We start from the raw sequence: 24,501 nt of genomic DNA, 5'->3' as shown, positions 1-24,501 counted from the left end.
TCAAACGCACAATATAATTTGGCAAGGTCTACAGCACGGCCCAGGCGGTAAAATCTTAAGAATTTGATTAATTGTCAAATCGAGTAAGATCACATTTATTTATACTTTTTAAATCTAAAAAATTATTTTTAATTCCGATAAGCGGCATCGACTGCGTCATAAAAGCAACTCCGGCGATTCCACCCCAAACATCGAGCCGATTTAACAAATAAATGACGCGGAAACATTTTTTTAACAGCATAATTTTATTGATAATTTCCCAGGCCACTTCCCCTCACCGGCAACACTGCCATTATTACGGCAACCCAAGGAACAACGCCAAAAACATGACGCAATAAAAACAGTAAAAACCAATAAAAATCATCAAGTTGACCAACAGATAATTAACTTTTACATTTGCTTTACCGTTCACTGTCCATCTCCGCCAGCGACAACTTTTCGGAGTGCAGAAAAGCAGCGACACGGCAAACATCAGGTTGGGAACACTCCCGAACCAAGGAAAGTTGTAAGCCATCAGGGAAAGAGCAAATAACTTAATAACAGGCTTTCAGAGGGCAAGACAATGATCATACTCGTTGGCGGTGAAAAGGGGGGCAGCGGCAAGAGCTGCCTGGCACAAAACATTGCCGTTTTTCTCACGGTGGAATGTGGCGCATCGGTGATCATGGTGGATTGCGACCCTCAGCGAACCACCTCTGATTGGATCCAGGCCCGCAACAACGACAGCAAGCTAGCCGGGATCAACTGCGTTCAACTCTATGGCAAAATCCGCAACGATCTGCTGAGTCTGGAGCAACACTACGACTATGTGATAGTCGATTGCGGCGGCCAGGACAACCTGGCGCTGCGTGCCACCATGTCAGTGGCCTCCCATGTACTCATGCCCCTCAGGCCCAAGCGCCGCGATCTTAAAACCGTCAGCCATATGGACGACATAGTCGCTACCTGCATGATGATAAACCCCAAGATGCGCGCCTCTTTTGTCATCACCCAATGCCCTAACCTGCCCAACCAGGCCAGCCGTATTATCGAGGCCAAGGAAGTCTGCAAAACCTATGATATCAATGTGCTGGATGCCATTACCTACAGCCGCAACATCTATGATGACAGCGAAGAGTCCGGCCGCTCGGTAATTGAATTCGAGCCCAAGGGCAAGGCCGCCGCCGAGATCCGTGCCATCGCCTGCGAAATGCTGCAGGCACAGAATGCCACTGAGATCCGCAGCCGCCTGATGACCAACCAACTCAACAGCATGAGGACTCAGTATGGGACTGGCCGATCTGAAGAAAAACGTTACGCCATCTGAGGTCGATGCCCGTAAGCGTATGTTGGCCATGCAATCCCTGGATGAGTTTATCGACGGTGCCATCTATTACGCCATGGGGCAAACACAGCAATCGGCGGCAACTATGCCGGTCGAGCAGCGGTATTCCAATACAGCTTCCGCCAAGCAGGAAGCTACTCAGCAAAAGCTGATACCCAAACGCCGCCACGAACCTTTTCGCAAGGCAACTTTCACCCTGAGTGAAACGGCTATCAGCCACCTGGCCGAAATGGCCAGCGACTGTGATATTGCCAAGTCACGCCTGATACGTTTGCTTATCAAGCATCATCACAGCCTGACGCCGCAAGCGCGCCGCGAGTTGGAGCAGAAGTTTATGCCTGACTGATTCCTTTCCCTTGAACTGCGTGGACTGTTTGACACTCCCACCCTTTGCTGACAGCCGATAACAGGTTTCAACCTCTTTGCTGTCAGCTTTTTTTTGCTTATTTTTCATGCGCCGAGCTTGAGTTATTCCCACTGAGCCCCCACAGATCTGATTAGACGCTTTAGCCATGGAGCCGGATCATGCTGGCCATTCTGATCACCCTCGCCGCCGGCGCCAGCGCCATAGGTTGGCTCCTCAGCCAGTCCTGGCGGGATCGCAGACGCAGAGACAAGATACGCGCCAAGCCTTTCCCCAAAGAATGGCGCACTATCCTGAAAAAACGTATGCCCTATTTCCGTTCCCTGCCCAGTGACCTGCAACTGCAGCTCAAGAAACACATCCAGGTGTTTCTGGCGGAAAAGCAGTTTGTCGGTTGCGACGGATTGGAGATAGATGATGAAATCCGCCTGACCATAGCCGCGCAGGCCTGTCTCTTGTTACTCAATCGCCAAACCGACTATTACCCTAACCTGAGACAAATTCTGGTGTACCCATCGGCCTTTATTGTTCGCCAGCAGCAGCGGGATGCCAATGGCCTGGAATGGCACAGCCAAAGGTTATTGGCGGGAGAATCCTGGGGTCAGGGGAAGGTCGTCCTTTCCTGGCAAAATACCCTGGATGACGCCGCCGATCCGGCAGACGGCCGGAATGTTGTGATCCATGAATTTGCCCATCAACTGGATCAGGAAGCAGGCGATGCCAATGGCGCTCCTAGGCTCGGCGAGTTCAACGCCTACCCTGTGTGGTCGCAGGTGCTTGGCCGAGAGTTTGCCAAACTGCAGGCTCAGGCCGCCAGTGGTGAGCCAAGCCTATTCAGTTACTACGGCGCCACCAATCCGGCCGAGTTCTTTGCCGTCATAAGCGAGGTGTTCTTCGAACAGCCGCAGCAGATGAGAGCCGATTATCCGTCACTCTACCAGGAGCTGAGCCGCTTCTATCGTCTCGATCCCCTGAGTTGGCACTAGGCCAGCTTTCAACTGCATACCTGCAAACAGAAAACCCTTTTGGCTCACATCTTGTGCCCAATTGGGTTAAGCTGGGGCCGACAATAAAAATTTATAAGAGGAAACATTATGTTGCACCTTAAGCCTCTGCTGCTGACTACAGCGTTGCTGCTACCGATTTACGGCCATTCAGCCTTGGCAAATAGCCTGGAAGCCAGCAATCAAAACGGCCAGGAGCAAACCGGCCAGCTCGATGATAGCCAAGCTCAGGCCGCTTCGGTATTGGATAAGCTGCACCAAAGTGCTGCCAATGCCGACTGGGACAGTTACTTTAGCCTCTTCAGCCCCGATGCGGGGTTTATCGGTACAGATGCCAGTGAATACTGGAATATGGTTGAATTTGAGCAGTATGCCCGTGCCACCAAGGGCTGGACTTACCAAAGTTCCTCGCGCCGCCTGGTACAACACGGCGATGTGATAGTGTTCGATGAACTACTGGACAGCCAGTCCTATGGGCTTGGACGGGGCACAGGCACGCTTGTCAAAACCGAAAAAGGCTGGCAAATACTGCAATACAGCCTGAGTTTCCCCATTCCCAACGCCCTGGCGCCCAGAATTACCGATCAGATAAAGCTGTATCGCAAAAAGCAGAAATCAGTGCCTGAAGGCAACTGAGAAACAGATGTTGGCCAGCTGTACGAAGTGGCCAAAGCTGTCAAAATCTTCAGGATGAATGTCCCGGCCCGAACTGGCCTTGTCGGCGTAATAGACGCCTATTACCTTATTGTCCACTTTCAGCGGTGCCAGCATAAAACCACTGGCGGGGACTTTTCTCGCCAGCTGTTCTCCTAATACGGCTTTGTCGGCCCCCTCGCCCTGCCAGGCCAGTTTCTGATTTTCAATACAATCCCTCAGCAAGGTGCCGCGGCCTTCCAGCTCGAGAATAAAGTCGTTTTTCATCTCCTCGGCGCCGTCCCCAAGCGCGATTCTCGGTTGCAACATGCGCCTGCTCGGTGACAGCAAGAGCACGGCGCAGCGGTCGAGACCAATACCCTCGAGTATTCCCTCCAATGCCGTGGTCACTACCTTATTGAAATCAGTCTTCTCAACGGCAAAGCCGGTCAGCTCTCTGAGTTTTTTCAGCTGGAACGCAAGATTTGCCTCGCGCACTACAACCTCAGCCACCCTCTCCTGGGGCAGCAGCTGATCTGTGTCCGGCAGATACTCGATAAGCACCTTGGCGCCATAGGCTTCGGCCAACTTAGCAGTAGCGTTGGAGCAGCGAAGGACCCGGCCACGAAACTCATCTGTATCCAGCTGCAGCATATCGGCGGCTTGTTTTAGGCGCCGCTCCAGCTCCTCGGGTTTGAGTGCGGCGCCGGCCAGCGCTTCGCTGAGTTTATTGGCCAGAAAAATACTGCGAATTTCCGGCGTGCGTTCATCGGGATTGCTGAGCGACTTGCACAAGAGTTCACCCAGGCCCCAACTGCGGGCCAGCCCCTGGCTGAGCTGATTGAATGAAGCCCCGACCGCCTCACGCACCAGATTGAGCCTGTTTACGGCATCACTCTCGGCGCTGAGGGCAGAATCCAGCTCCTCGGCCAGTTCGGCTCCCGTGCTCCAAAAGGCACTCTCACCCAAGTGATAGAGCAGCGCGGCAATAAACGCCTCTTCCTGCAACTCCTCATCGTAGCCATCGAGCATCATCTTGGCCAACATGGCGGCCTGAAACGCCTGAGCCATCAGCTTAAGCAACCTTTGATAAACCGAGGGCGCCAGATTTTTGCTTTCCAGCAAACTGGAGAGGAGTTTGGCGGTAATGCAGATATTGCGGATGGTGTCGAACCCCAGTACCACGGCAGCGCGGCTGACCGTTGTAACAGGGCTTATTCCCTTGTTATAGATGGCGCTGTTGGCCACCCGCAAAATACGGGAAGTGAGCGCATTGTCGTGCATTATGCTGCGCCCCAGAATCGCCATGGAGGAGACATCGTCCTTGGCGAGTTTTTCCAATGTCCTTATTGTTGAGCAAAGTGCGGGCATTTCCTGATCACTGATCCTGCGGGTCCAGTAATCCACCCCCTTGTTGGCTGATTTCAAATACGACTCAACTCTTTCAGGTATTGGCCCAGTGGTGGGCTTGAGAATGGAACTCTTGTTATGAATAAAGCACAAACTTCAAAGAAATAACACAATTACAACAAAAAAAGGCGACTCAATGAGTCGCCAAAACACAAGCAACAAGGCTCAAATGACTGGGAAGTCACAAATTACCCCCGAAAATGGCGTAGGTTCATTTCCGGGGAAGTGGCGCCCGAGGACGCCAACACAGGGGATTAAAACTGCTCTTCTTCGGTCGAACCACTCAGAGCCGTGACAGAGGACTGGCCGCCCTGGATAACATTGGTCACCTGATCAAAGTAACCTGTACCCACTTCCTGCTGATGCGCCACAAAAGTGTATCCCTTCTGCGCAGCAGCGAATTCGGCTTCCTGAACCTTCTCAACATAGTGCTTCATGCCTTCGCCGCGGGCGTAGTCGTAGGCGAGATCGAACATGTTGTACCACATGTTGTGAATACCGGCCAAAGTGATGAACTGGTACTTGTAGCCCATGTTGGCAAGCTCCTGCTGGAACTTGGCAATGGTGGCGTCATCCAGGTTCTTCTTCCAGTTGAACGAAGGAGAACAGTTATAGGCCAACAGTTGATCCGGATACTGGGCATGGATGGCTTCGGCAAAGCGGCGCGCCTCCTCCAGATCTGGCTTGGCGGTTTCACACCAGATAAGGTCGGCATAAGGTGCGTAGGCAAGCCCGCGGGAAATGGCTTGATCCAAACCAGCCTTCACCCGGTAGAAACCTTCCTGGGTACGCTCTCCGGTGATGAAGTCGCGATCATAGGGATCGCAATCTGAGGTCAGCAGATCAGCGGCGTTGGCATCGGTACGGGCAATCACCAGAGTATCCACTCCAGATACGTCGGCTGCCAGACGGGCCGCCACCAGCTTCTGTACCGCTTCCTGAGTCGGCACCAAAACCTTGCCGCCCATGTGACCACATTTTTTCACTGAGGCCAGCTGATCTTCGAAGTGCACCCCGGCGGCGCCGGCGTCTATCATGGACTTCATCAACTCATAGGCGTTCAGCACGCCACCGAATCCGGCTTCCGCATCGGCTACAATCGGCAGGAAGTAATCGACATAGCCCTCATCTTCCGGGTTTTTGCCTTGGTTCCATTGGATCTGATCGGCGCGGCGGAAAGAGTTATTGATCCGTCCCACCACAGCAGGCACAGAGTTGGCCGGATAGAGTGACTGATCCGGGTACATGGTGCCCGCCAGGTTGGCATCGGCCGCCACCTGCCAGCCTGAAAGGTAGATGGCCTCGATACCGGCCTTGGCCTGCTGCACGGCCTGACCGCCGGTCAAAGCGCCGAGAGAGTTAACATAGCCCTTCTTCGCGCCGCCGTTAACCAGTTCCCACAACTTAGCTGCGCCGCGCTTGGCGATAGTGTTTTCAGGAACCACTGAACCGCGCAATGCCACAACTTCTTCGGCGGTATATGGACGGCGAACGCCCTGCCAACGTGGATTTTCAGCCCAATCTTTTTTCAAAGCTTCTATCTGCGCCTGACGTGAATTCTGTGTTGCCTTGGTCATTTTAACTCTCCTTCGTAGGGTAATTTGGCAGCCACCCAGCCCCCGCGGGCAACTGCCGTAAATGGTTATGAGGTTATCGGGTAAGCAGCTCGTAGCCCGGCAAAGTCAGGAAGGTCACCAGCTCATCGGCTGTGGTGATCTCTTCCAATAAGCTTGCCGCCTGCTTGAATTGGCCGTTATCGAAACGCTCGCTGCCGAGCTCTTCACGCACATTGGCCAACTCTTCTTTCAACATGGCGCTGAACAGCGCCTTGGTCACCGGCTTGCCGTTGGAAAGCTTTTGCCCGTGCTGAATCCATTGCCAGATAGAGGCGCGGCTGATTTCCGCTGTGGCTGCGTCTTCCATCAAGCCATAGATGGGCACACAACCATTGCCGCCAATCCAAGCTTCTATGTACTGCAGTGCAATACGGATATTGAGTCGCATCCCCTCTTCGGTGCGTTCACCATCACAGGGTTTGAGCAGCTCGGCCGCCAGGATGGGTGCGTCCACGTCGCGGGTGATATGCAGCTGGTTGGCGTGCTCTTCACCTATATATTCGTTGAAAATCCCCATGGCGGTATCAGCCAGGCCAGGGTGTGCCACCCAGGTACCGTCATGGCCGTTTCGGGCCTCAAGCTCTTTGTCCTTGCGAACCCGCTCCAGCACCTGGGCATTGGTTTGCGGATCCTTGGCGGGAATAAAGGCCGCCATGCCGCCCATCGCCAGAGCGCCGCGCTTGTGGCAGGTCTTGATCAGCAGGCGTGAATAGGCGCTGAGAAACGGCTTATCCATGGTCACTTGCTGGCGGTCCGGCAAAATACGATCAGGATGCTTCTTCAAGGTCTTGATATAGCTGAAAATGTAATCCCAACGGCCACAATTGAGCGCCACTATGTTGGAGCGCAGCTCATAGAGGATCTCCTCCATCTCAAACACGGCCGGCAGAGTTTCAATCAGGCAGGTGCACTTGATGGTGCCGCTCTGCAGGCAGAAACGCTCTTCGGCGAAGGCAAACACCTTGGCCCACCAGCGCGCCTCAAGATGGCTCTCCAACTTGGGAATATAGAAGTAAGGTCCACTGCCCTTGGCAAGCAGTTGGCGATAGTTATGATAAAAGTACAAAGCAAAGTCGAATAAGCAGCCGGGAATAGGCTTACCGTTGAATTCGACATGCGCCTCCGGCAGGTGCAACCCCCGCACTCTGGCAATCAATACCGCGGGGTTGGCCTGCAATTGATAGTGTTTGCCGGTTTCCGGCGCGGTGAAATCAATTTCACCGCGGACGGCGTCACGCAGATTGATTTGGCCCTCGACCACCTTCTGCCAGCTGGGTGCCAGTGAATCTTCGAAGTCGGCCATAAAGACTTTTACATTGGCGTTGAGCGCATTGATGATCATCTTGCGATCCACAGGCCCGGTGATCTCGACCCGTCTATCTTTAAGATCCGCCGGTATACCGCGAATTTGCCAATCACCATCTCGAATGGCTCGGGTTTGCGGTAAAAAGTCCGGCAACTCGCCGCCGTCTATCCGCTGCTGACGTTGCTCACGCTTTTCCAGCAAGCTGGCCACTTCCGGAGCAAACTCCCGACACAGAGCCTCGAGGAAGTTGAGCGCACCTTCAGTAAAAAGGCTCTGCTGCTGCGGTATTTCGGCCCCCTTAATACTGAGCCCTTGCTGTGCGACTGTCTCTGCTATCATCTTGCTGTCTCCCTGGGAGGCAGAATAAAGCCTGCCAAACCCTGCAAATGTTCGTTTCGTACTAAAACCTATCGATAAACATTTGTATTTGCAACAGTCAAAATGTCGAAAAAACCGTCAAAAACTAAGCTTTAACTTGACTCAAAATTGGTATTACCAAGCCAAAACAAAATAACCAATATGCTGTTTTAAAACGAAAAAATTCAAAACAGCAAGGACTCAACCTTCAGATTTAAGAAAAATGTCAGACAACTTGACCACACTAGTAGCAAAGTAATTTATTACGAAAATTAATAACACAATGTAAAAAATAATTTCCGCGTAACACACTTAAAACTTAAGTCTAATCCACCTTTTTCTGTTTCGAACTCCCGCTAGGGTCAACTCAAAATAGCCAACAAAAATAAACATTTAACAAAAACGCAACCAAGGCAGATGTTAAACGAGCGTTTGAAGTTAACCTTTACGTAAAGGTTATATGTGAATGTGATCGAGATCTGTTTTTTATGACTTGCGTATAGTGATCAACAAGGGCCAATTCTTTGGTCAGCCCGAATAAAAAAGTGGTTTTTTTTAAATTTTTTTCAAAAACTTGCCAATTCTTGCATCCAAAACAGGATTTGAGTGAGTTAGTTAAAAAATATCCATTCAACTGACACAATTTGAAACTTTTGTTGCAACTCAAATAAAAACCATTATCATTCGCAACCTACTTTAGAGGGGGATGATCTCAAATGCAGCAATCCGCAATATCTCTGGCTGTGACGGCTTGTTTGTCGCTGACCATGGCACAGGCCGCACAGGCAAACCAAGCGACTCAGTCACAACAAGTATCACAGGATGTGGAACGCATTACTGTTTATGGCAAACAAAACAAGGTGGTAATGAATTCAGGGCTGGCGACAAAATCAGATATGTCGCTGATGGAAACTCCGGCGGCTTTGGTGGTGATAGATAAAGAGCTGTTTGCCGCCCAGGGGGCCGACTCGCTGCAGGATCTGGTGCGTAACATCAGTGGTGTTACCCAAGCAGGCAACAACTACGGCATAGGTGATAACCTGGTGATCCGTGGCCTGGACGCCAACTACACCTATGACGGCATGTACGGTGGCGCAGGACTCGGCAACACTTTTAATCCCACTCGCTCCATGACCAATGTGGAAGCGGTTGAGGTGCTCAAAGGCCCGGCGACCGGACTTTATGGTATGGGCAGCGCCGGCGGGATCATCAACCTTATTGAAAAGAAACCTCAATTTCAGGACAGCACAGAAGTCAGCGCCGAAGTGGGCTCCTGGAACAGTTACAACCTGGGGCTCGACTCTACCGGAGGCTTGAGCGACACCCTGGCCTATCGCCTGGTGGCCAAACATGCCCGTAGCGATGGCTATCGTGATATCGGCAGCGACAGAGATGAAGTCTATGCCTCGTTGAAAATTCTGCCTTCAAACGCTCAAGATCTGGTGCTGTCGGCTGCCTGGATTAAAGACTCTGTTCAAGTAGACTCTGTAGGCCACCCGATACGTATCTACAACGCCGCCTCTACCGGTGGCCTGAGCGGCGCACAAGTCAGCTGGCAAGATTTGGTTAACGACCCCAATGGCGCCGGCATTCAACTGATCGAGGCGCAGCGGCAACAACTGGCCGACTCCCTGGTGGCGAGCGATGGAATCGAACCCTTCGACATAGGCGATACCAGCCTGGCCTCTCCCATCAGCAGACCCAATGAAGGCGAAGAGTGGCGCTTCAAGTTGAACCACAACATCGCCCTCAGTGACAATCTGCAACTTAATCAGCAGTTACAGTATCGAGACTATCAGTCCGGGTTCATCCGCCAGACTGGCGCCTATAACTATGTGTACTGGAAACGCAAGGTCAAATCCGTAGACGTGATCAACGCCGATCCCCGCGCGCCACTGGTGATTGATGATGTCTTGTACCCTTATGCTGCCAGAAGACAGGAATACCGCAAGGTAGATGCCCACGAGAAATCCTGGCAGTACTTTGCCGATATGCGCTACAACTTCAGCTTGGCAGGGATAGACAGTGAGCTGTTGCTGAATGCCAACCTGGAAGACAGAGATATCGCCTATAAGAGCTGGGCACTATACGACAAAGATGGCGGCGGTGAACTACCTTATATTCTGGATATCCGTAACCCCAACTGGGGCGACAAAGCCTTTGAGGACTACAACCCTGATCTCAAGGACAACTACAACAAGCAAGTCCGCGCCTGGGGCCTGGGCATGCAGTATGTGGGTTACCTGAGTGAAACCTTTACTGCCAGGGTGGGTGTGGCATTCAATGAGATTGAGCAGAAGTACACTCATCTGGGCACCCCTAAAAAAGATCCGACTCCGGAGCAGGACAGCAAAGATCACGGTATGACCTATAATCTGGGTCTGACTTATATGCCGACCGATAACCTGTCATTCTTCGTCAATCATGCCAAGGGGCGCACGGCTTACAGCGTGCTCGGTGCCGTAACGGGCGCACAGAGTGGCCGCGCAGCGGACAGAAAGGATTCAGAGTCCCTGAGCTATGATCTCGGTATGCGCTTCAAGGGCTTTGACGATCAGTTGCTCGGCTCCTTGGTCCTGTTCCAGAGCGAGCGCACTAACCTGCGCTACGGCAACCCGGAATACAATGACAAAGAAGGCGCGCCTGATTACAACATCTCAGTGCCCGAGTTCTTCTACGATGGCAAGGACAAGACCACAGGTGCCGAGCTGGATCTCAACGCCCACCTCAATGAAGAATGGTTGATAAACCTCAATGGTCTGTATCAGGATGCACGCAACAAGAATGACCCCAACTCCAGCGGCTACAACAGCCGCCAGAAAGGGGTTCCTCAGGTCAGTGCCAGTGCCTGGGTCACTTACAGTCATCAGTGGCAGGCGCTGCCGCACCCCTTATCTATAAGCTTTGGGGTTCGTTATGTCGACGAGCGCAGCACCAACTCGGATTCCTTCGGGATCCCGGATGGCAAAGTGCCCGCCTACACAGTTTGGGACTCGGCCATCGCCTACAAGGCCGATGACTGGAATGTGCAGCTGAACCTCAATAACCTGTTCAACACCCGCTACTACGACAAGGCAATGTTCCTTGGCGGCATGCCGGGAGCCGAACGCAACGCCAAGTTGAGTGTCAGCTACCGCTTCTAAACCACAAAAGCGCGTCGATTGGCGCGCTTTCGGTATCAGGGGCCTTTACAGGCCCTTGTCTTTATCTGCACGCATCAATGACTCCAGCTCCGCCCTGCCCTTGTTGGACAAACGAATAAGCGCCTTGAGGTCGTCCTTATGTTTGGCCCCGGCCTCGACCTGCGCCTTGTCATGTTCGGCGAATATTTTCACTCTCTCATTGGCCTGTACCTGACTCAGCCCCAGTGTTTGCAACACACTCTCACTGGCACTGAGCGCTGAGCCAAAGGTTTCCCGAAATACCGAAGTCACCCCCAGGCTCATCAAACGATAGGCATGGTTACGGTCACGAGCCCTGGCGATAACGGCCACATGGGGGAAGTGAGTCTTCACCTGAGTCACTATTTGCAATGAATCTTCCACATTATTAACCGCCACCAAGATCACCCGCGCCTTGGGCAAACCGGCCGAAAACAGCATATCGAGCCGCTTGGCATCACCAAAGTACACCTCACCACCAAACTGGCGCACCACATCAACGTGGCGGGCGTCTTTATCCAACGCCACAAACGGGATCCCAGAGGATGCCAAAATACGGCCGGTTATCTGCCCCATGCGACCGAAACCAGCGATCACCACTTCACTGTCGGCAGCTTCTATCACATCCGGCAGACGGCTGGCTTCGGCCGGTTTGCCAAGTAGTCTAAATAGCTTAAGCAGATAAGGGGTTATCGCCATCGACAAACCTATGGCCAACACTAACATCTGGCTGATTTTTTCAGACAAAATCCCCGACAGCTGCGCTTGGGAAAGCAGGACAAAAGCAAATTCACCGCCTTCTGCCAGGATCAAACCCAGCACCATGGCACTGCGCCAGGTATGGTGCCTAAATTTTCCTAGCAACATCAGCACCAGAGTCTTGACCGCCAACATGCCAAAGAGGATCGCCAGCAACGCCAAAGGCTCCTTCAGCAGCAAGCCAAGATCCATGGTCATGCCCACGGCCATAAAGAACAGCCCCAGTAGTAAGCCCTTAAAGGGTTCTATATCGGTTTCAAGCTGATGACGGTACCCAGAGTTGGCCAACATGATACCGGCCAAAAAAGCCCCCATACCGGCCGACAGCCCGAGCCAGGCCATCAGTGCCGCACTGCCCATCACGAGTAACAGCGAAAATGCCGTCAGCACTTCGCGCACCCCACTGGCCGCCACCAACTGCAATACTTTGGGAAGCAGGTACTTACCTACCAGCAAAAAGCCCAGTAGCGCCACACAGGTCCAATACCAGGGCACGGCATGATGAGCAGGATCGGCGCCGCTCGGCGCCAGGTAAGTAATCAGCAGCATCATGGGGATCACCGCCAGATCCTGCATCAGCAAGACACCAAAGGCATCACGTCCAACTGGAGTAGTAAGCAGCCGCTGCTCATTCATCAACTGCACCGCAAAGGCGGTGGAAGATAACGCAAGCGCCGCGCCAATAATCACGGCGGCTTCAATCGAAAGCCCAAAACTGAACGCCAAGGCGCTGACCGCGACCCAGGATAGCAGCAACTGACCGCTGCCAAGGCCAAATATGGCACTGCGAAGCTCCCAGAGTTTGCCGGGGGTTAATTCCAACCCCATCACAAACAACATGAGGATCACCCCAAGCTCGGCAAAATGAAGTACTGCCGCTGGCTCAGACACAACAGCAACGCCGCCGGGACCAAGTAAGACCCCGGCGGCGAGGTAAGAGAGAATGGGACCTATACCGAAGCGTTTGCCCAGCGGAACCAATACTACGGCGGCGAGCAAAAACATGAGCACTGAAGTAAAGATGTTGGCCTGGTCCATCAACACTCCTCAAAACATGACGACATGAAGGCTATTCCTCAAGTGGCGGGAATATTTGACTCATTATGACAGAGTTAAGCGCTAAAAATGAGTGGCTACTAATGAAAATCTTCTTCGATTAACCCTCTAAAATAAAATGATTTTCAATGGTTATACGGGTTTATTACCAGCGGGCCGACTTCCATTCCACATCAATATGTTCCATATCGGCTAACAGACATAAAAGCTACAGCTAAACGACCCGTTTCATCTGTTTGCCCAGCATTGATCGATGCTAATACAACAATTTGGCAACAGCGAAACGAACCAAGTCACTTTAATGTTGTCGAAGCCTCAAGCGCCGAGTCAATAGCCCTTGTCAGCACGGGCTGGGCTTGGGTATTATGGCCGACAGTTTTTCATGAAGTAGCACATTCAATGTCAATTAAAAAGCAAAGTCTTACCCTGCTGAGCGTCAGCGCGCTCACCCTCTCTCTCAGTGCCTGCAGTGTCTTTGACTGGCTGGTGTACAAGCCTGATATTCCACAGGGCAACTATATGGAGCCTCAGCAGGTGGAAAAGCTGCGCATCGACATGACCAAGGAACAGGTGGAATTTGTGCTTGGGCGTCCGGTGCTGCGTGACAGCTTCAAGGATGATACCTGGTACTATGTTTACCATTACAAGAGTGGTCGTGATGCCAGTATTACCCATAAGGAACTGATCCTACACTTCAAGGGCGATCAATTGGCCAAAGTCACAGGGGATTATGAACTGAGTAATGAATTCAATACCCCGCTGGAACAAAGCAGCCTGCCAATGGCCAACAGCCCAGAGCTGACGCCGCAGATCCCGCAGCAACGCGGTGATGAAAAGCCTCTGGTTGAAGAGCAAGATCCCGCTAAGATGAATAAGCACGAGCAGGACGGCAAGTAATTTCGAATTCCAAGCTTGCACAGACAAAGAGATTAAAAAAGCGCCAATGGGCGCTTTTTTAATCTCTTGCTTTTACCCAAGTCACTCAGCTGATTTTGGCGCCGGTCACTTTATTGATCCGCCCTTCCTCGGCCGCTTTTTCGGCGCGCTTGCGGCGCACCTCTTTGGGGTCGGCAATCAAGGGGCGATAGATTTCGATTCTCTGCCCGGGTTCAACTTCATCATCGTGTTTGACCTGACGGCTGAAGGTGCCGAGTTTCACCGTCTCCAAATCAATCTCAGGGAAAAAAGCCTGGATATTACTCTGACGCACAGCCTCGATAAAACTGGTACCCGGCGTCACGGAAACACTGATCACCTTCTGTTGTGTCGGTAAGGCATAAATGACATCAACACTGAATTTTTCCTGTTCACTTGCCACTGTATACTTCCTTTGCCCGTTGAGTAAAAGCCGTCACCATAGAGGTAACCAACTCTTTGAACACCTTGCCGAATGCCATACCAACCAAGGAACTGGAGAACTCAAAATTCAACTCAAACTCCACCTTACAGGCGTCCTCGGCCAATTCGGTAAAATACCAATGGCCGGTCAAATGCTTGAAAGGACCATTCTCCAGTTGCAGTTCGATACTCTTACCTTCCACCACCTGATTACGGGTGGTAAAGGTTTTGCTGATCCCAGCCTTACTGATATCCACCGACGCCAGCATGGTTTTGCCATCAAACTCCAGCACCTTACCGCCAACGCAACCGGGAAGAAACTCTTTATAGGACTCGACATCATTGACTAGCTGGTACATCTGCATCGCGCTGTAACGCACCAGAACACTACGGGAAATCTGTGGCATCCGTTGGTTGATACTCTTGGCTGACTCAAAAACAGACCCGGATTTTAGCATGCCGGTCAAAAAACGCATCCTTTGTTCCCCTGCAATGGGAGCGGCCACCATAAGCGCTCAAAAAGCCAGCAACAAAACCCTAAGCTACTGCCCACAACTCAAAATATTCTTCCAGGCCAATTCCAAATTGGTGGCTGCTGCGTATAATAGCCAGCCTATGGCTAAGAAGAATGCAAAAAAATCCGCGAACGCTCCGGCAACTATTGCCCGGAACAAGCGTGCGACCTTTGAATATCGCTTCGATGAAAAATTCGAGGCCGGTCTGTCCCTGATGGGATGGGAGGTCAAATCCATCCGCGCCGGCAAGGTGAATCTGTCGGAAAGCTTTGTCATGCTGAAAAATGGCGAAGCCTTCCTGCACAACTGTAATATCACCCCACTCAGCGCGGCATCGACTCATGTGGTCTGCGACCCAACCCGCATGCGTAAACTGCTGCTCAATCGCCGTGAGCTGGACCGTCTGGCCGGTTTGGTTGAAAGGCAGGGTTACGCCATAGTGCCCATCTCCATGTACTGGCGCAAAGGGGCCTGGGTCAAGGTTGAGATAGGCTTGGGTAAAGGTAAGAAAGCCCACGATAAGCGCGACGATATTAAACAACGTGACTGGGCTATCGAAAAAGCCCGGGTCATGAAAAGCAAGTAACTGATATTTTGCCGTTATTTCGCATGCAAATTGTGCGGATAACCAGCAAGTGATTGTCCTTTGCCAATTAAAGCCTTGGTAAGCCGGCGGTAAAGGGGTTACAATCAAAACATCACGGGGGCGATTCTGGATTCGACGGGATTCGCGAAACTCCGGGAGCATGCCGAGGGGCGGTTGGCCTCGTAAAAAGCCGCACAGTTATAGTTGCAAACGACGATAACTACGCTCTAGCAGCCTAAGGCCGCTAGCCATCTACCACAGGTCTCGCACATGGGCAGTGGATTTGATGGTCACCTTACATAGTGCTAGCGAGGGAACCTTGTCTGGGGGTGAACCGCGAAACAGTACCAGGCTCACCGTTTGGAATCCTGTCTTTCGGAGCTCAACCGGTTAAATAAAAGAGAGACTAAGCATGTAGCGCCTTGAGCGTAGGTTTTTCGGACGCGGGTTCAAGTCCCGCCGCCTCCACCAAATAAAACAAAGGGTTAGCAGAAATGCTAACCCTTTTTCTTTGCCAATTTAGTAGAAATGGCAGCAAAGTGGCAGCAGAGAAATTACTGGTGCTGCCACATCCATCCTTTTCAGTTCTGGATCCTTTTAATGTCTTATTGATCAACTGCTTTAGTATGGCCGCCGTTTTCTGGTTTTCTCTCATACCCTCACGGAATCCACGCAAAACCCCGTGCTGCTGCGGCTTTTACGCCTGCACCCATGGTCAACCCAACCTAGTAGAACTGTAAAACAGTGAAATTAACCACGATCTTTTCAGATCTTCGATCCTTTCTCAGGCCCAGTGTCTGCGCTTGGTGGTACCATAAACTGAACAAATTCAAAACTGAAAAAATTTTGAGGTGCAAACCGCGCAGGAGGGTGAGGAAGAGTGCGGATGGCCTGAAATAAAAATGGAGGCGCTAGGCCTCCAAGTCAGAGTGCAGGTTTCACCTCTTCCGTCGTCTGTATGCGGATTCATGCAATTTCTTACGTTCAGCTTCAAGGTCTACATCAGGAAATCCAAAGCCAATATCGAGGCTTACTCTGTTGCTGTCAGCGTAGTGCATTACTGCCTCAACCTTAAACACTGCTCCTTCACGTTCAATAAATTCACCTGCTACCGGCACTCGTTTAAGCTTCAACTTCAGGTTAACGTCTTTTTGCTCGGCTTCATCAGAACTCAAACGAGTGGTCACTTCTATATCATTCATAACTTTCCCATTATTTGTGTTGAATTGAATACATGAGGATGTCGTGCGCAAATATCTCGTTAATCTCTAAATGCACTGTTTCTTGGAGCTGAATACCCGTAGGTATGAACGCCTATGAGACATTATCGGAAGCCTGTTCATTTCCCCATTTTGAAACTGACCAAGTATCGAGAATAGTCTGTGATGACTGTGCTGCAGCGCGAACTGATTTGGGTTTACTTGGTGATGGGGTAGAACCTGGCCTTTTGTGCTTCTACTGCACTCGCCTTGCGGGAGAAGTCTCCAACCTCATTCGATGCTGGGCGGGTGCTGTGGGTATGACTGGCAAAGATATTTGCCAACTCTGCTACCGTTCCCATAAGTTCAGATAGCTGCTTGAGCACGTTTTCATCTTCACTGCCCAGCCACGTTTTTGGGCTGCGATAATCCTCCCTATGGTCAGTGACCTTGGCAGTTCAATTTCCAAGTAACAAAAAAGGGCCATCCTTACGGATAGCCCTCAGGGGTTAATTGGCAGATAAGCTTACTTATAAAAAGCTTCTACTGTGCCTTTGATGGTCATCAGCAGGGGCTGGCCGCGACGGTCGAGTGCTTTGTGAGAGGCGACTTTAATCCAGCCTTCGCTGATGCAGTATTCTTCCACGTCATTGCGCTCTTTGCCATTGATGCGAATGCCCACATCGAACTCAAACACTTCGGCCACATGGTGTGGGCTGCGTGGGTTGATAGAAAGGCGATCCGGCAGAGCGGGGGGTACTTTGGTATCGGTCATAATCTTCATCTTGGGTAAATAAAACTCGCGATATTGTAGGCAATCCCCCAATCTGGCTCAATAGCGGCTAATGGCTTTATCCACACGGTTTATGCTCTTTTATAAATCCAATCAGCCAATTTGGTTATTTGGCCATGGGCTAAACTTTATCTGACTCGATTGCACGTCCGTTGATATGTGAATCAATAGAGTCAGGTTCTAAAAAATTAACTGCGTATGCGACGAGCCGGAAGCTGAAGTTTTGTGTTTGACCGAACAGCTCATCCCCAAATCCAATAGAAATAGCGCTTGGGAAAGCCCCAAGAAAAATCGGCGCAAAGCCAAAGCCTGCGCCGATTTCATGAGATGGATTATCTCTCTCTTACTTGTTTACATCAGCCGTCAACGATTACTGCAAATCGAACCTATCCAGCTCCATCACCTTGGTCCAGGCTTTGGCAAAGTCCTCAACGAAGCGGGTCTTGCCATCGTCTGCGGCATACACTTCAGCAACGGCTCTGAGTTCTGAATGGGAACCAAACACCAAGTCGACCGGCGTAGCCGTCCATTTGAGTTTGCCGGACTGACGATCAAGGCCCTGATAGAGACCTAGCTCCTTATCCTTTTCCCAACGAGTGGACATATCCAGCAGGTTTACAAAGAAGTCGTTACTGAGCTTGCCTGGACTTTGGGTGAACACCCCATGCTTGCTGCCACCGCTGTTGGCATTCAGCACTCTGAGACCGCCGACCAATACCGTCATTTCAGGAACCGTCAGGTTTAGGAAGTTCGCCTTTTCAATCAGAGCTTCGGTCGGTGATGCCGGGCTTTGATCACTGAAATAGTTTCTGAAGCCATCGGCCTTGGGCTCAAGTACGGCAAAGGAATTTACATCTGTTTGGGCCTGAGTCGCGTCCATCCGCCCGGGATGAAAGGCAACATTGACTTTAAACCCGGCATCGGCCGCAGCTTTTTCTATGGCTGCACTGCCGCCCAAGACAATGAGATCGGCCAACGACACCGTTTTACCGCCCTTGGCTTTCTTGTTGAAATTCTTTTGGATTTTCTCAAGTTTACCAATGACTTTCGCCAATGCCTTGGGGTCATTTGCCGTCCAATCGCTCTGGGGCTTCAGAGCGATTCTGGCACCATTGGCGCCGCCACGCATATCTGTGCCACGGAAAGATGACGCCGCGGCCCAGGCGGTTTTCACCAGCTCAGGCACGCTGAGGCCTGAATCAAAAATAGCCGCTTTCAGTTGTTTGGTATCGGCCGCATCGATCAAAACATGATCGACCGCTGGGATAGGGTCTTGCCAGATCAGATCTTCAGCAGGCGCGTCTTTGCCCAGGTAGCGGGTCTTCGGCCCCATATCTCTGTGGGTCAACTTGAACCAAGCCTTAGCGAAGGCCAGCTCAAACTCGGCCGGATTATTGAGGAAACGGGTCGTGATTTCGCGGTAAATCGGGTCTTCCTTCAGCGCGATATCACTGGTGAACATGATGGGAGCATGACGTTTGTCGGGGATATGGGCGTCAGGCACCAAATTGGCGGCCTTGCCATCGGCAGGGATCCATTGAATGTGGCCGGCCGGACTCTTGGTTTGTACCCAATCGAAGGTGTAGAGCCAGGTTAAGTATTCCATGGTCCACTTGGTGGGGTTGGAAGACCAGGCACCTTCCAGGCCGCTGGAAACCGTATCTTCCGAGTGACCTTTACCGCAGCGGTTTTTCCAGCCAAGGCCCTGCTCCTCTATTCCGGCGGCAGCGGGTTCTGCGCCGACACACTTGGCAGGATCATGGGCGCCGTGAGCCTTACCGAAGGTGTGACCACCGGCGATCAGCGCCACGGTTTCTTCATCATTCATGGCCATACGGCCAAAGGTATCACGGATCTCCTGGGCGGATGCCAAGGGATCGGGCACGCCGTTGGGACCTTCCGGGTTCACATAGATGAGCCCCATCTGGGTGGCTCCCAAGGGTTTTGCCAATTCACCCTTTTCATTGTGGCGTTTATTGTCGAGCCACTGTTTTTCGGCGCCCCAGTTAACCTTTTCGGCTTCCCAGTCATCAGTGCGGCCACCGGCAAACCCGAAGGTCTTAAAGCCCATGGACTCCAGGGATACGTTACCGGCCAGCACCATGAGATCGGCCCAGGAGATCTGGCTGCCATACTTTTGCTTAATTGGCCAAAGTAAGCGGCGAGCCTTGTCGAGACTGACGTTATCGGGCCAACTGTTGAGAGGTTCAAAACGCTGCTGACCACCACTGGCACCGCCGCGACCGTCAAAGATGCGATAAACACCGGCACTGTGCCAGGCCATACGGATAAAGAAAGGGCCATAGTGACCATAGTCGGCGGGCCACCAGTTCTGGGAAGTGATCAACGTGGTTTTGATGTCGGCTTTGACGGCGTCCAAATCCAAAGAGCCAAAGGCCTTGGCATAGTCGTAATCGGCGCCGTAGGGATTGGATTCAGCGCCGTGCTGGCGCAGTGGCGATAGATCCAGTTGCTGCGGCCACCAGTAGGCGTTGGTTGTTACGGCCTGAGACTGAGCGGCCGATGGCGACTGCGCCGCTTGGGTACTGGCTGCGCCAAATACCATGGCAACAGACAGCGCCACCGCGGTCAGAGATGGGATACTTGATTTCATGTTGGAAGTCCTCTTCCTTGGTGAAGGGGGGATAAGCCACTCCCCAGATTCAAGTGCCGCGAATGCCGGCGCCTTTAGTAAGCGCGCCTTAACAAACGAGCACAGTTAAACAGCGGCGAATACGGCCTGCCGCTGCTCACTCCAAAGTAATGAGGAAACTTATTCGCGACTAACGATTAAATCAGATTGTCGTAATCTAAAAAGAAGTGCCATCTAATTTAGAGAATGGTGTTCTATAGTTATCCAACTATCTCCGGTGCATTCCTAACCCGGTGAGATTGACTCCATTTCAGCCAGCTCAAAAACACAAACCTGCTATTAAGCCATTCTGCTTAACCATTCTCTAAGCCATTCTCTAAGCCAAAGATTGGAAGTCAGTAATTGCTATCAAATATTCGTGTTTAAACCCACTTTTGAGCGCAAAAGGGCTTGGCCTGTCTGTCTTTGGCTGAGAGTAATGGCTCACCCATTGCGGTATTCAGCGGCCAGTCTATCGCTAAGTCGGCATCGTTCCAGACAATGGCGCCTTCATCGCCGGGCTGATAATAATCGCTGCACTTGTATATCACCTCGGCCGGGCCCTTGGTCACATAAAAACCATGGGCAAACCCCGGTGGGATCCACAGCTGACAGCGGTTCTGTGCCGATAAATACAAACCGTGCCACTTTCCAAAGGTGGGAGATTGGGGACGAATATCGACGGCGACATCGTAGATCTCACCGCTGATAACCCGAATCAACTTACCCTGGGGATATTGGCACTGAAAATGAAGCCCCCTAAGCACTCCAGCGCCAGAGCAACTGTGATTTTCCTGCACCAGAGTCACTGGGGGCTGAGCAGAATCCGCTAAGGCTTGTTCAAAAACCGAAGCGCGGAAACACTCCATAAAAGAGCCTCGCTCATCCTTAAGCATCTTTGCTGTAAACAGGATAAGGCCGGGTAGAGGTAGAAATTCAATATCCATCAACAATGACATAATAAGCAACTATATACGGGCATAATATCATTTCGCATACGTGTTGACTCGCCGAGTCAAAAGTGAAAAGTACCTCAATTCCAAATTGATTGGTACTTATCATAATTTAATTGACCACCTTAATAATGATGTGGTTGCAGAATTTTGATTTAAACCATTGCCGGGTATTGGGGCGATACACGCCGAAATGTAACGGCAAGCCACAGCGGCACCTGGATAGCTAACCGAGTCATGATGAAACAAGGGACATAAGGAGGGATAGATAATAAAAAACCACCCGAAGGTGGTTTTAATTCACCTTATTAAAGGTGAGTGGTGGAGCTAGACGGGATCGAACCGTCGACCTCTTGCATGCCATGCAAGCGCTCTCCCAGCTGAGCTATAGCCCCGAAATTCTGTCAAAAACAAAATATCTCGAAAAATATGGCATCCCCTAGGGGATTCGAACCCCTGTTACCGCCGTGAAAGGGCGGTGTCCTAGGCCTCTAGACGAAGGGGACCCCGGACTCACTGTTTAGACTCCGTGATAAGGAGTACAGGTTTTACGAAACGCTGCAAAAATTGGCATCCCCTAGGGGATTCGAACCCCTGTTACCGCCGTGAAAGGGCGGTGTCCTAGGCCTCTAGACGAAGGGGACCCCGGACTCACTGTTTAAACTCTGTGATAAGAGTATTTGGTGGAGCTAGACGGGATCGAACCGTCGACCTCTTGCATGCCATGCAAGCGCTCTCCCAGCTGAGCTATAGCCCCGAAATTCTGTCAAAAAACAAAATCTCTCGAAAATGTGGCATCCCCTAGGGGATTCGAACCCCTGTTACCGCCGTGAAAGGGCGGTGTCCTAGGCCTCTAGACGAAGGGGACCCCGGACTCACTATTTAAACTCTGTGATAAGAGTACAGGTTTTACGAAACGCTGCGAAAATTGGCATCCCCTAGGGGATTCGAACCCCTGTTACCGCCGTGAAAGGGCGGTGTCCTAGGCCTCTAGACGAAGGGGACCCCGGACTCACTATTTAAACTCTGTGATAAGAGTACAGGTTTTACGAAACGCTGCGAAAATTGGCATCCCCTAGGGGATTCGAACCCCTGTTACCGCCGTGAAAGGGCGGTGTCCTAGGCCTCTAGACGAAGGGGACCCCGGACTTAAGCATTTAAACTCGGCTTAAAAAGAGCTTATTGAGAGAAGTTGGTGGAGCTAGACGGGATCGAACCGTCGACCTCTTGCATGCCATGCAAGCGCTCTCCCAGCTGAGCTATAGCCCCAAGCTATCTCTCATTGCATTTGAGTGTACTGCCAGCAACTTGCTGCCCTGTGTCTCAACTGCGAGGCGCATTCTATGCAGCACACCCAAATGTGTCAACGCCTTTTTTAGGAATTTATTCTAGCTGCTACAAATTCAACCGCTTTGGAGATTCTTTGCTCGCAACGAGCTTTCCCAATGAGAAATAAGGTTAAATCCACAGCTGGAGACTGACCGGCACCTGTCACGGCCACCCGTAAAGGCATACCGACTTTACCCATTCCCACCTCAAGTTCGGCCGCCGTTGACTCAATGGCATTGTGAATCGCTTCCACGGTCCACTCAGGCAGAGCCGCTAACTTCTGCTGTACCAGTTGCAAGGGCTCCAATGCTACCCCGCGCAAGTGTTTCTTGGCCTGTGCTTCATCAAACGCTTCGAAGTCTTCATAGAAGTAACGGCTGGAGGCAGCCATCTCTTTGAGTGTCTTGCTACGCTCTGCCAATGCAGTAACAATTTCAGCCAGTGCCGGACCATTGCTGGTATCTATCTGCTGATCACGCATGTGCCATTCGAGGAAACCGGCCACATATTCTGGATCCAGCGACTTCATATAGTGCTGGTTCAACCAAATCAGCTTCTCGGTATTGAATGCCGAAGCCGCCTTATTGATATCGTCCAATTTGAAGAACTGCTTCATCTCCTCCAGAGAGAAGATCTCCTGATCGCCATGGGACCAGCCCAAACGCACCAGATAGTTCAGCAATGCTTCCGGCAGATAACCGTCATCACGATACTGCATTACGCTCACGGCGCCGTGACGCTTGGAAAGCTTGGCACCATCGTCACCCAGGATCATGGATACGTGGGCATACTCAGGGACAGGTGCACCGAGGGCCTTGAGGATATTGATCTGTCTAGGAGTGTTGTTGATATGGTCTTCACCGCGAACCACGCAAGTGATACCCATATCCCAGTCATCAACTACCACACAAAAGTTATAGGTAGGTGTACCATCGCTGCGGGCAATGATTAGGTCATCCAGTTCTTCGTTGGCAATTTCAATCCGGCCGCGAACATGATCATCAAAAACCACGCTGCCTTCCTGGGGGTTTTTGAAACGCACGACATATGGTTCATCTGTATCACGGGGAGCGGCATCACGGCAGCAGCCATCATACTTCTGGCGTTCACCCTTGGCGGCCTGCTCTTCACGCAAAGCTTCGATGCGCTCACGAGAGCAATAACACTTGTAAGCTGTGCCCTCTTTCAGCATCTGAGCGATGATCTCATTGTAACGATCGAAGCGCTTGGTCTGATAGTAAGGACCCTCGTCCCAATTCAGGCCCAACCATTCCATCCCTTCCAGAATGGCATCAACCGCCTCCTGAGTAGAACGCTCAAGATCCGTATCTTCGATACGCAGCACAAACTCGCCATTATTGGCACGGGCGTGCAACCAGGAGTATAGAGCCGTACGGGCACCGCCCACATGAAGAAAGCCGGTAGGGCTGGGAGCAAAACGCGTCTTGGTGGTCATAATTGAACACTAACCTTAAGAATAAACGCCTGTCTGGCAGGCAAATGAAAAGTGTGCATATTCTAGCAGCCTAACCCTACAGGGGAAAAGGGCTCTGGCCGACAGTCTCCGAGATAGGTATTGCTCCCATAGCATGTTCAGCCGAGCCTTAGCTCGGACAGCGGAGGCTTTAGCTCTATCGACCATAATCCCAATGCATCTTTCACGTTGACTAAATTTTCAACTACGCTTCAAGAAACCATCTTTTTTGTGGAATAGAGGCGATGACAGGAATCAGTCAGTCGGCTTCCCTCGCCAGCATTGCGGCCTATTTGAAGCACACCAACGACTACGACGAGCAAACCGCGCAAAAAGAAGCCAGAGAAGTGATGCATAATCTGGTGACCATGCGTCAAAAAGGTTTTATTACCGGCTGGTACTTTGATGAGCAGGGACACCTTGAGCTGTTACCCAGTGACGCTGTACTCAAGCGTATAGACCCACCCAAGTAATCTCTAACCCCATTAGTGCCCATCACCGGCAACACTGTGAGCTGGGTCTCAGCGTACAGCAAAAAGCCGTAACCGACATCAAATGAACTACACTTTAGCAACCAACAAGTTACAACCAAGTCCCAGGGTTGGCGCACGACTTTGCGTTACCCAATACAGACCTTAGGGAAAGTCGGCTGTATTCCCGCTGGAGATACGCACTTTGGGGTACGTATTTTT

At 51.5% G+C, this 24,501-nt stretch carries 20 protein-coding genes, 8 tRNA genes and 1 other RNA gene; 9 read left to right on the top strand and 20 right to left on the bottom strand.

The features are described from left to right. The first annotated feature begins 562 nt into the window (after positions 1–562). The 4 genes from CBE72_RS17285 to CBE72_RS17270 all read left to right on the top strand — a co-directional run bounded on the left by CBE72_RS17285 (position 563) and on the right by CBE72_RS17270 (position 3,328). Positions 563–1,306 carry an AAA family ATPase gene (locus CBE72_RS17285; RefSeq protein WP_100145326.1) on the top strand — a complete coding sequence of 248 codons (744 nt, stop codon included), beginning with the start codon at positions 563–565 and terminating at the stop codon, positions 1,304–1,306. Beyond that, positions 1,266–1,670, top strand: a complete 405-nt coding sequence (locus CBE72_RS17280; protein WP_100145324.1) for a CopG family transcriptional regulator — start codon at positions 1,266–1,268, stop codon at positions 1,668–1,670. Before CBE72_RS17285 ends, CBE72_RS17280 begins: the two co-directional genes overlap by 41 nt. A 179-nt stretch (positions 1,671–1,849) precedes the next feature. Further along, on the top strand, positions 1,850–2,674 hold the full coding sequence (locus CBE72_RS17275; protein ID WP_100145322.1) for a M90 family metallopeptidase: 825 nt from the start codon (positions 1,850–1,852) through the stop codon (positions 2,672–2,674). Between the two features lie 108 nt (positions 2,675–2,782). Then, entirely contained in the window at positions 2,783–3,328 is a 546-nt protein-coding gene (locus CBE72_RS17270) for a nuclear transport factor 2 family protein (protein ID WP_100145320.1), read from the top strand. On the opposite strand, the gene CBE72_RS17265 is transcribed toward CBE72_RS17270, so the two are convergent. The 3 genes from CBE72_RS17265 to aceB form a co-directional block, all read right to left on the bottom strand. After that, entirely contained in the window at positions 3,308–4,696 is a 1,389-nt protein-coding gene (locus tag CBE72_RS17265) for an HDOD domain-containing protein (protein WP_100145799.1), read from the bottom strand. The genes CBE72_RS17270 and CBE72_RS17265 overlap by 21 nt on opposite strands. Before the next feature lie 293 nt (positions 4,697–4,989). Next, entirely contained in the window at positions 4,990–6,312 is a 1,323-nt protein-coding gene (gene aceA / locus CBE72_RS17260) for an isocitrate lyase (RefSeq protein ID WP_044734155.1), read from the bottom strand. A gap of 73 nt (positions 6,313–6,385) precedes the next feature. Next, positions 6,386–7,996 (bottom strand): malate synthase A, encoded by a 1,611-nt coding sequence (gene aceB / locus CBE72_RS17255; protein WP_051472589.1) that lies wholly within the window; start codon positions 7,994–7,996, stop codon positions 6,386–6,388. Positions 7,997–8,730: 734 nt separating this feature from the next. Between aceB and CBE72_RS17250 the strand changes: the two genes are divergently transcribed. Continuing rightward, the gene (locus tag CBE72_RS17250) at positions 8,731–11,157 is read left to right on the top strand and encodes a TonB-dependent receptor (RefSeq protein WP_100145319.1); all 2,427 of its coding nucleotides are present in this window, start codon (positions 8,731–8,733) and stop codon (positions 11,155–11,157) included. A 45-nt stretch (positions 11,158–11,202) separates the two neighbouring features. Here CBE72_RS17250 and CBE72_RS17245 read toward each other — a convergent pair whose 3' ends face one another. After that, on the bottom strand, positions 11,203–12,972 hold the full coding sequence (locus tag CBE72_RS17245) for a monovalent cation:proton antiporter-2 (CPA2) family protein (protein WP_100145317.1): 1,770 nt from the start codon (positions 12,970–12,972) through the stop codon (positions 11,203–11,205). A 417-nt stretch (positions 12,973–13,389) separates the two neighbouring features. On the opposite strand from CBE72_RS17245, the gene CBE72_RS17240 reads away from it, so the two are divergent. After that, positions 13,390–13,887 (top strand): outer membrane protein assembly factor BamE, encoded by a 498-nt coding sequence (locus tag CBE72_RS17240; RefSeq protein WP_100145315.1) that lies wholly within the window; start codon positions 13,390–13,392, stop codon positions 13,885–13,887. 85 nt (positions 13,888–13,972) lie between these two features. Here the strand turns inward: CBE72_RS17240 and CBE72_RS17235 are convergent, their stop codons facing one another. Both CBE72_RS17235 and CBE72_RS17230 read right to left on the bottom strand, forming a co-directional pair. Continuing rightward, positions 13,973–14,308 (bottom strand): RnfH family protein, encoded by a 336-nt coding sequence (locus CBE72_RS17235; RefSeq protein ID WP_100145313.1) that lies wholly within the window; start codon positions 14,306–14,308, stop codon positions 13,973–13,975. Continuing rightward, positions 14,298–14,735 carry an SRPBCC family protein gene (locus CBE72_RS17230; RefSeq protein WP_025009744.1) on the bottom strand — a complete coding sequence of 146 codons (438 nt, stop codon included), beginning with the start codon at positions 14,733–14,735 and terminating at the stop codon, positions 14,298–14,300. Before CBE72_RS17230 ends, CBE72_RS17235 begins: the two co-directional genes overlap by 11 nt. Positions 14,736–14,943: 208 nt before the next feature. Here CBE72_RS17230 and smpB point away from each other — a divergent pair, with 208 nt between their 5' ends. Together smpB and ssrA are read left to right on the top strand one after the other, a co-directional pair. After that, positions 14,944–15,429, top strand: a complete 486-nt coding sequence (gene smpB, locus CBE72_RS17225; protein ID WP_025009743.1) for an SsrA-binding protein SmpB — start codon at positions 14,944–14,946, stop codon at positions 15,427–15,429. A 116-nt stretch (positions 15,430–15,545) separates the two neighbouring features. After that, positions 15,546–15,900, top strand: a transfer-messenger RNA (tmRNA) gene (ssrA, locus tag CBE72_RS17220). 467 nt (positions 15,901–16,367) lie between these two features. Here ssrA and CBE72_RS17215 read toward each other — a convergent pair. The 14 genes from CBE72_RS17215 to gltX all read right to left on the bottom strand — a co-directional run bounded on the left by CBE72_RS17215 (position 16,368) and on the right by gltX (position 23,791). Then, positions 16,368–16,631, bottom strand: a complete 264-nt coding sequence (locus CBE72_RS17215; protein WP_100145311.1) for a hypothetical protein — start codon at positions 16,629–16,631, stop codon at positions 16,368–16,370. A gap of 215 nt (positions 16,632–16,846) precedes the next feature. Then, positions 16,847–16,990: a hypothetical protein gene (locus CBE72_RS20165; RefSeq protein ID WP_157929103.1), complete on the bottom strand. Its 144-nt coding sequence runs from the start codon at positions 16,988–16,990 to the stop codon at positions 16,847–16,849. A 164-nt stretch (positions 16,991–17,154) separates the two neighbouring features. After that, complete coding sequence (locus CBE72_RS17210) at positions 17,155–17,403, bottom strand: DUF3297 family protein (protein WP_025011888.1); 249 nt, start codon at positions 17,401–17,403, stop codon at positions 17,155–17,157. Between the two features lie 388 nt (positions 17,404–17,791). Next, complete coding sequence (gene katG / locus CBE72_RS17205; protein WP_100145309.1) at positions 17,792–20,035, bottom strand: catalase/peroxidase HPI; 2,244 nt, start codon at positions 20,033–20,035, stop codon at positions 17,792–17,794. 401 nt (positions 20,036–20,436) lie between these two features. After that, the gene (gene rfbC / locus CBE72_RS17200; protein WP_229671922.1) at positions 20,437–21,012 is read right to left on the bottom strand and encodes a dTDP-4-dehydrorhamnose 3,5-epimerase; all 576 of its coding nucleotides are present in this window, start codon (positions 21,010–21,012) and stop codon (positions 20,437–20,439) included. Between the two features lie 313 nt (positions 21,013–21,325). Then, a tRNA-Ala gene (locus CBE72_RS17195) sits at positions 21,326–21,401 on the bottom strand. A 35-nt stretch (positions 21,402–21,436) separates the two neighbouring features. Next, a tRNA-Glu gene (locus tag CBE72_RS17190) sits at positions 21,437–21,512 on the bottom strand. Positions 21,513–21,574: 62 nt separating this feature from the next. Then, a tRNA-Glu gene (locus tag CBE72_RS17185) sits at positions 21,575–21,650 on the bottom strand. A 37-nt stretch (positions 21,651–21,687) separates the two neighbouring features. Next, positions 21,688–21,763 (bottom strand) — tRNA-Ala (locus CBE72_RS17180). Positions 21,764–21,798: 35 nt separating this feature from the next. Then, a tRNA-Glu gene (locus CBE72_RS17175) sits at positions 21,799–21,874 on the bottom strand. Positions 21,875–21,935: 61 nt separating this feature from the next. Further along, positions 21,936–22,011: transfer RNA gene (locus tag CBE72_RS17170), tRNA-Glu, on the bottom strand. A gap of 61 nt (positions 22,012–22,072) precedes the next feature. Further along, a tRNA-Glu gene (locus tag CBE72_RS17165) sits at positions 22,073–22,148 on the bottom strand. Positions 22,149–22,199: 51 nt separating this feature from the next. After that, positions 22,200–22,275: transfer RNA gene (locus CBE72_RS17160), tRNA-Ala, on the bottom strand. Positions 22,276–22,381: 106 nt separating this feature from the next. Continuing rightward, positions 22,382–23,791: a glutamate--tRNA ligase gene (gltX, locus tag CBE72_RS17155; protein WP_100145307.1), complete on the bottom strand. Its 1,410-nt coding sequence runs from the start codon at positions 23,789–23,791 to the stop codon at positions 22,382–22,384. Between the two features lie 263 nt (positions 23,792–24,054). Here gltX and CBE72_RS17150 point away from each other — a divergent pair, with 263 nt between their 5' ends. Further along, positions 24,055–24,282, top strand: a complete 228-nt coding sequence (locus CBE72_RS17150) for a hypothetical protein (protein WP_025890110.1) — start codon at positions 24,055–24,057, stop codon at positions 24,280–24,282. Positions 24,283–24,501: the final 219 nt, after the last annotated feature.

The sequence above is a fragment of the Shewanella carassii genome (genome assembly GCF_002777975.1).
Lineage (GTDB): Bacteria > Pseudomonadota > Gammaproteobacteria > Enterobacterales > Shewanellaceae > Shewanella > Shewanella carassii.
The sequence above is the reverse complement of the archived record's forward strand: the minus strand, read 5'-3'. Positions and strand labels throughout refer to the sequence as shown.

Bases quoted from the DNA above. Each gene is read 5' to 3' on its own strand.
- CBE72_RS17285 (WP_100145326.1), top strand. From the start codon at position 563: ATGATCATACTCGTTGGCGGTGAAAAGGGGGGCAGCGGCAAGAGCTGC.
- CBE72_RS17280 (WP_100145324.1), top strand. From the start codon at position 1,266: ATGGGACTGGCCGATCTGAAGAAAAACGTTACGCCATCTGAGGTCGAT.
- CBE72_RS17275 (WP_100145322.1), top strand. From the start codon at position 1,850: ATGCTGGCCATTCTGATCACCCTCGCCGCCGGCGCCAGCGCCATAGGT.
- CBE72_RS17270 (WP_100145320.1), top strand. From the start codon at position 2,783: ATGTTGCACCTTAAGCCTCTGCTGCTGACTACAGCGTTGCTGCTACCG.
- CBE72_RS17265 (WP_100145799.1), bottom strand. From the start codon at position 4,696: ATGCCCGCACTTTGCTCAACAATAAGGACATTGGAAAAACTCGCCAAG.
- aceA (WP_044734155.1), bottom strand. From the start codon at position 6,312: ATGACCAAGGCAACACAGAATTCACGTCAGGCGCAGATAGAAGCTTTG.
- aceB (WP_051472589.1), bottom strand. From the start codon at position 7,996: ATGATAGCAGAGACAGTCGCACAGCAAGGGCTCAGTATTAAGGGGGCC.
- CBE72_RS17250 (WP_100145319.1), top strand. From the start codon at position 8,731: ATGCAGCAATCCGCAATATCTCTGGCTGTGACGGCTTGTTTGTCGCTG.
- CBE72_RS17245 (WP_100145317.1), bottom strand. From the start codon at position 12,972: ATGGACCAGGCCAACATCTTTACTTCAGTGCTCATGTTTTTGCTCGCC.
- CBE72_RS17240 (WP_100145315.1), top strand. From the start codon at position 13,390: ATGTCAATTAAAAAGCAAAGTCTTACCCTGCTGAGCGTCAGCGCGCTC.
- CBE72_RS17230 (WP_025009744.1), bottom strand. From the start codon at position 14,735: ATGCCACAGATTTCCCGTAGTGTTCTGGTGCGTTACAGCGCGATGCAG.
- smpB (WP_025009743.1), top strand. From the start codon at position 14,944: ATGGCTAAGAAGAATGCAAAAAAATCCGCGAACGCTCCGGCAACTATT.
- CBE72_RS17215 (WP_100145311.1), bottom strand. From the start codon at position 16,631: ATGAATGATATAGAAGTGACCACTCGTTTGAGTTCTGATGAAGCCGAG.
- CBE72_RS20165 (WP_157929103.1), bottom strand. From the start codon at position 16,990: ATGGGAACGGTAGCAGAGTTGGCAAATATCTTTGCCAGTCATACCCAC.
- CBE72_RS17210 (WP_025011888.1), bottom strand. From the start codon at position 17,403: ATGACCGATACCAAAGTACCCCCCGCTCTGCCGGATCGCCTTTCTATC.
- katG (WP_100145309.1), bottom strand. From the start codon at position 20,035: ATGAAATCAAGTATCCCATCTCTGACCGCGGTGGCGCTGTCTGTTGCC.
- rfbC (WP_229671922.1), bottom strand. From the start codon at position 21,012: ATGTCATTGTTGATGGATATTGAATTTCTACCTCTACCCGGCCTTATC.
- gltX (WP_100145307.1), bottom strand. From the start codon at position 23,791: ATGACCACCAAGACGCGTTTTGCTCCCAGCCCTACCGGCTTTCTTCAT.
- CBE72_RS17150 (WP_025890110.1), top strand. From the start codon at position 24,055: ATGACAGGAATCAGTCAGTCGGCTTCCCTCGCCAGCATTGCGGCCTAT.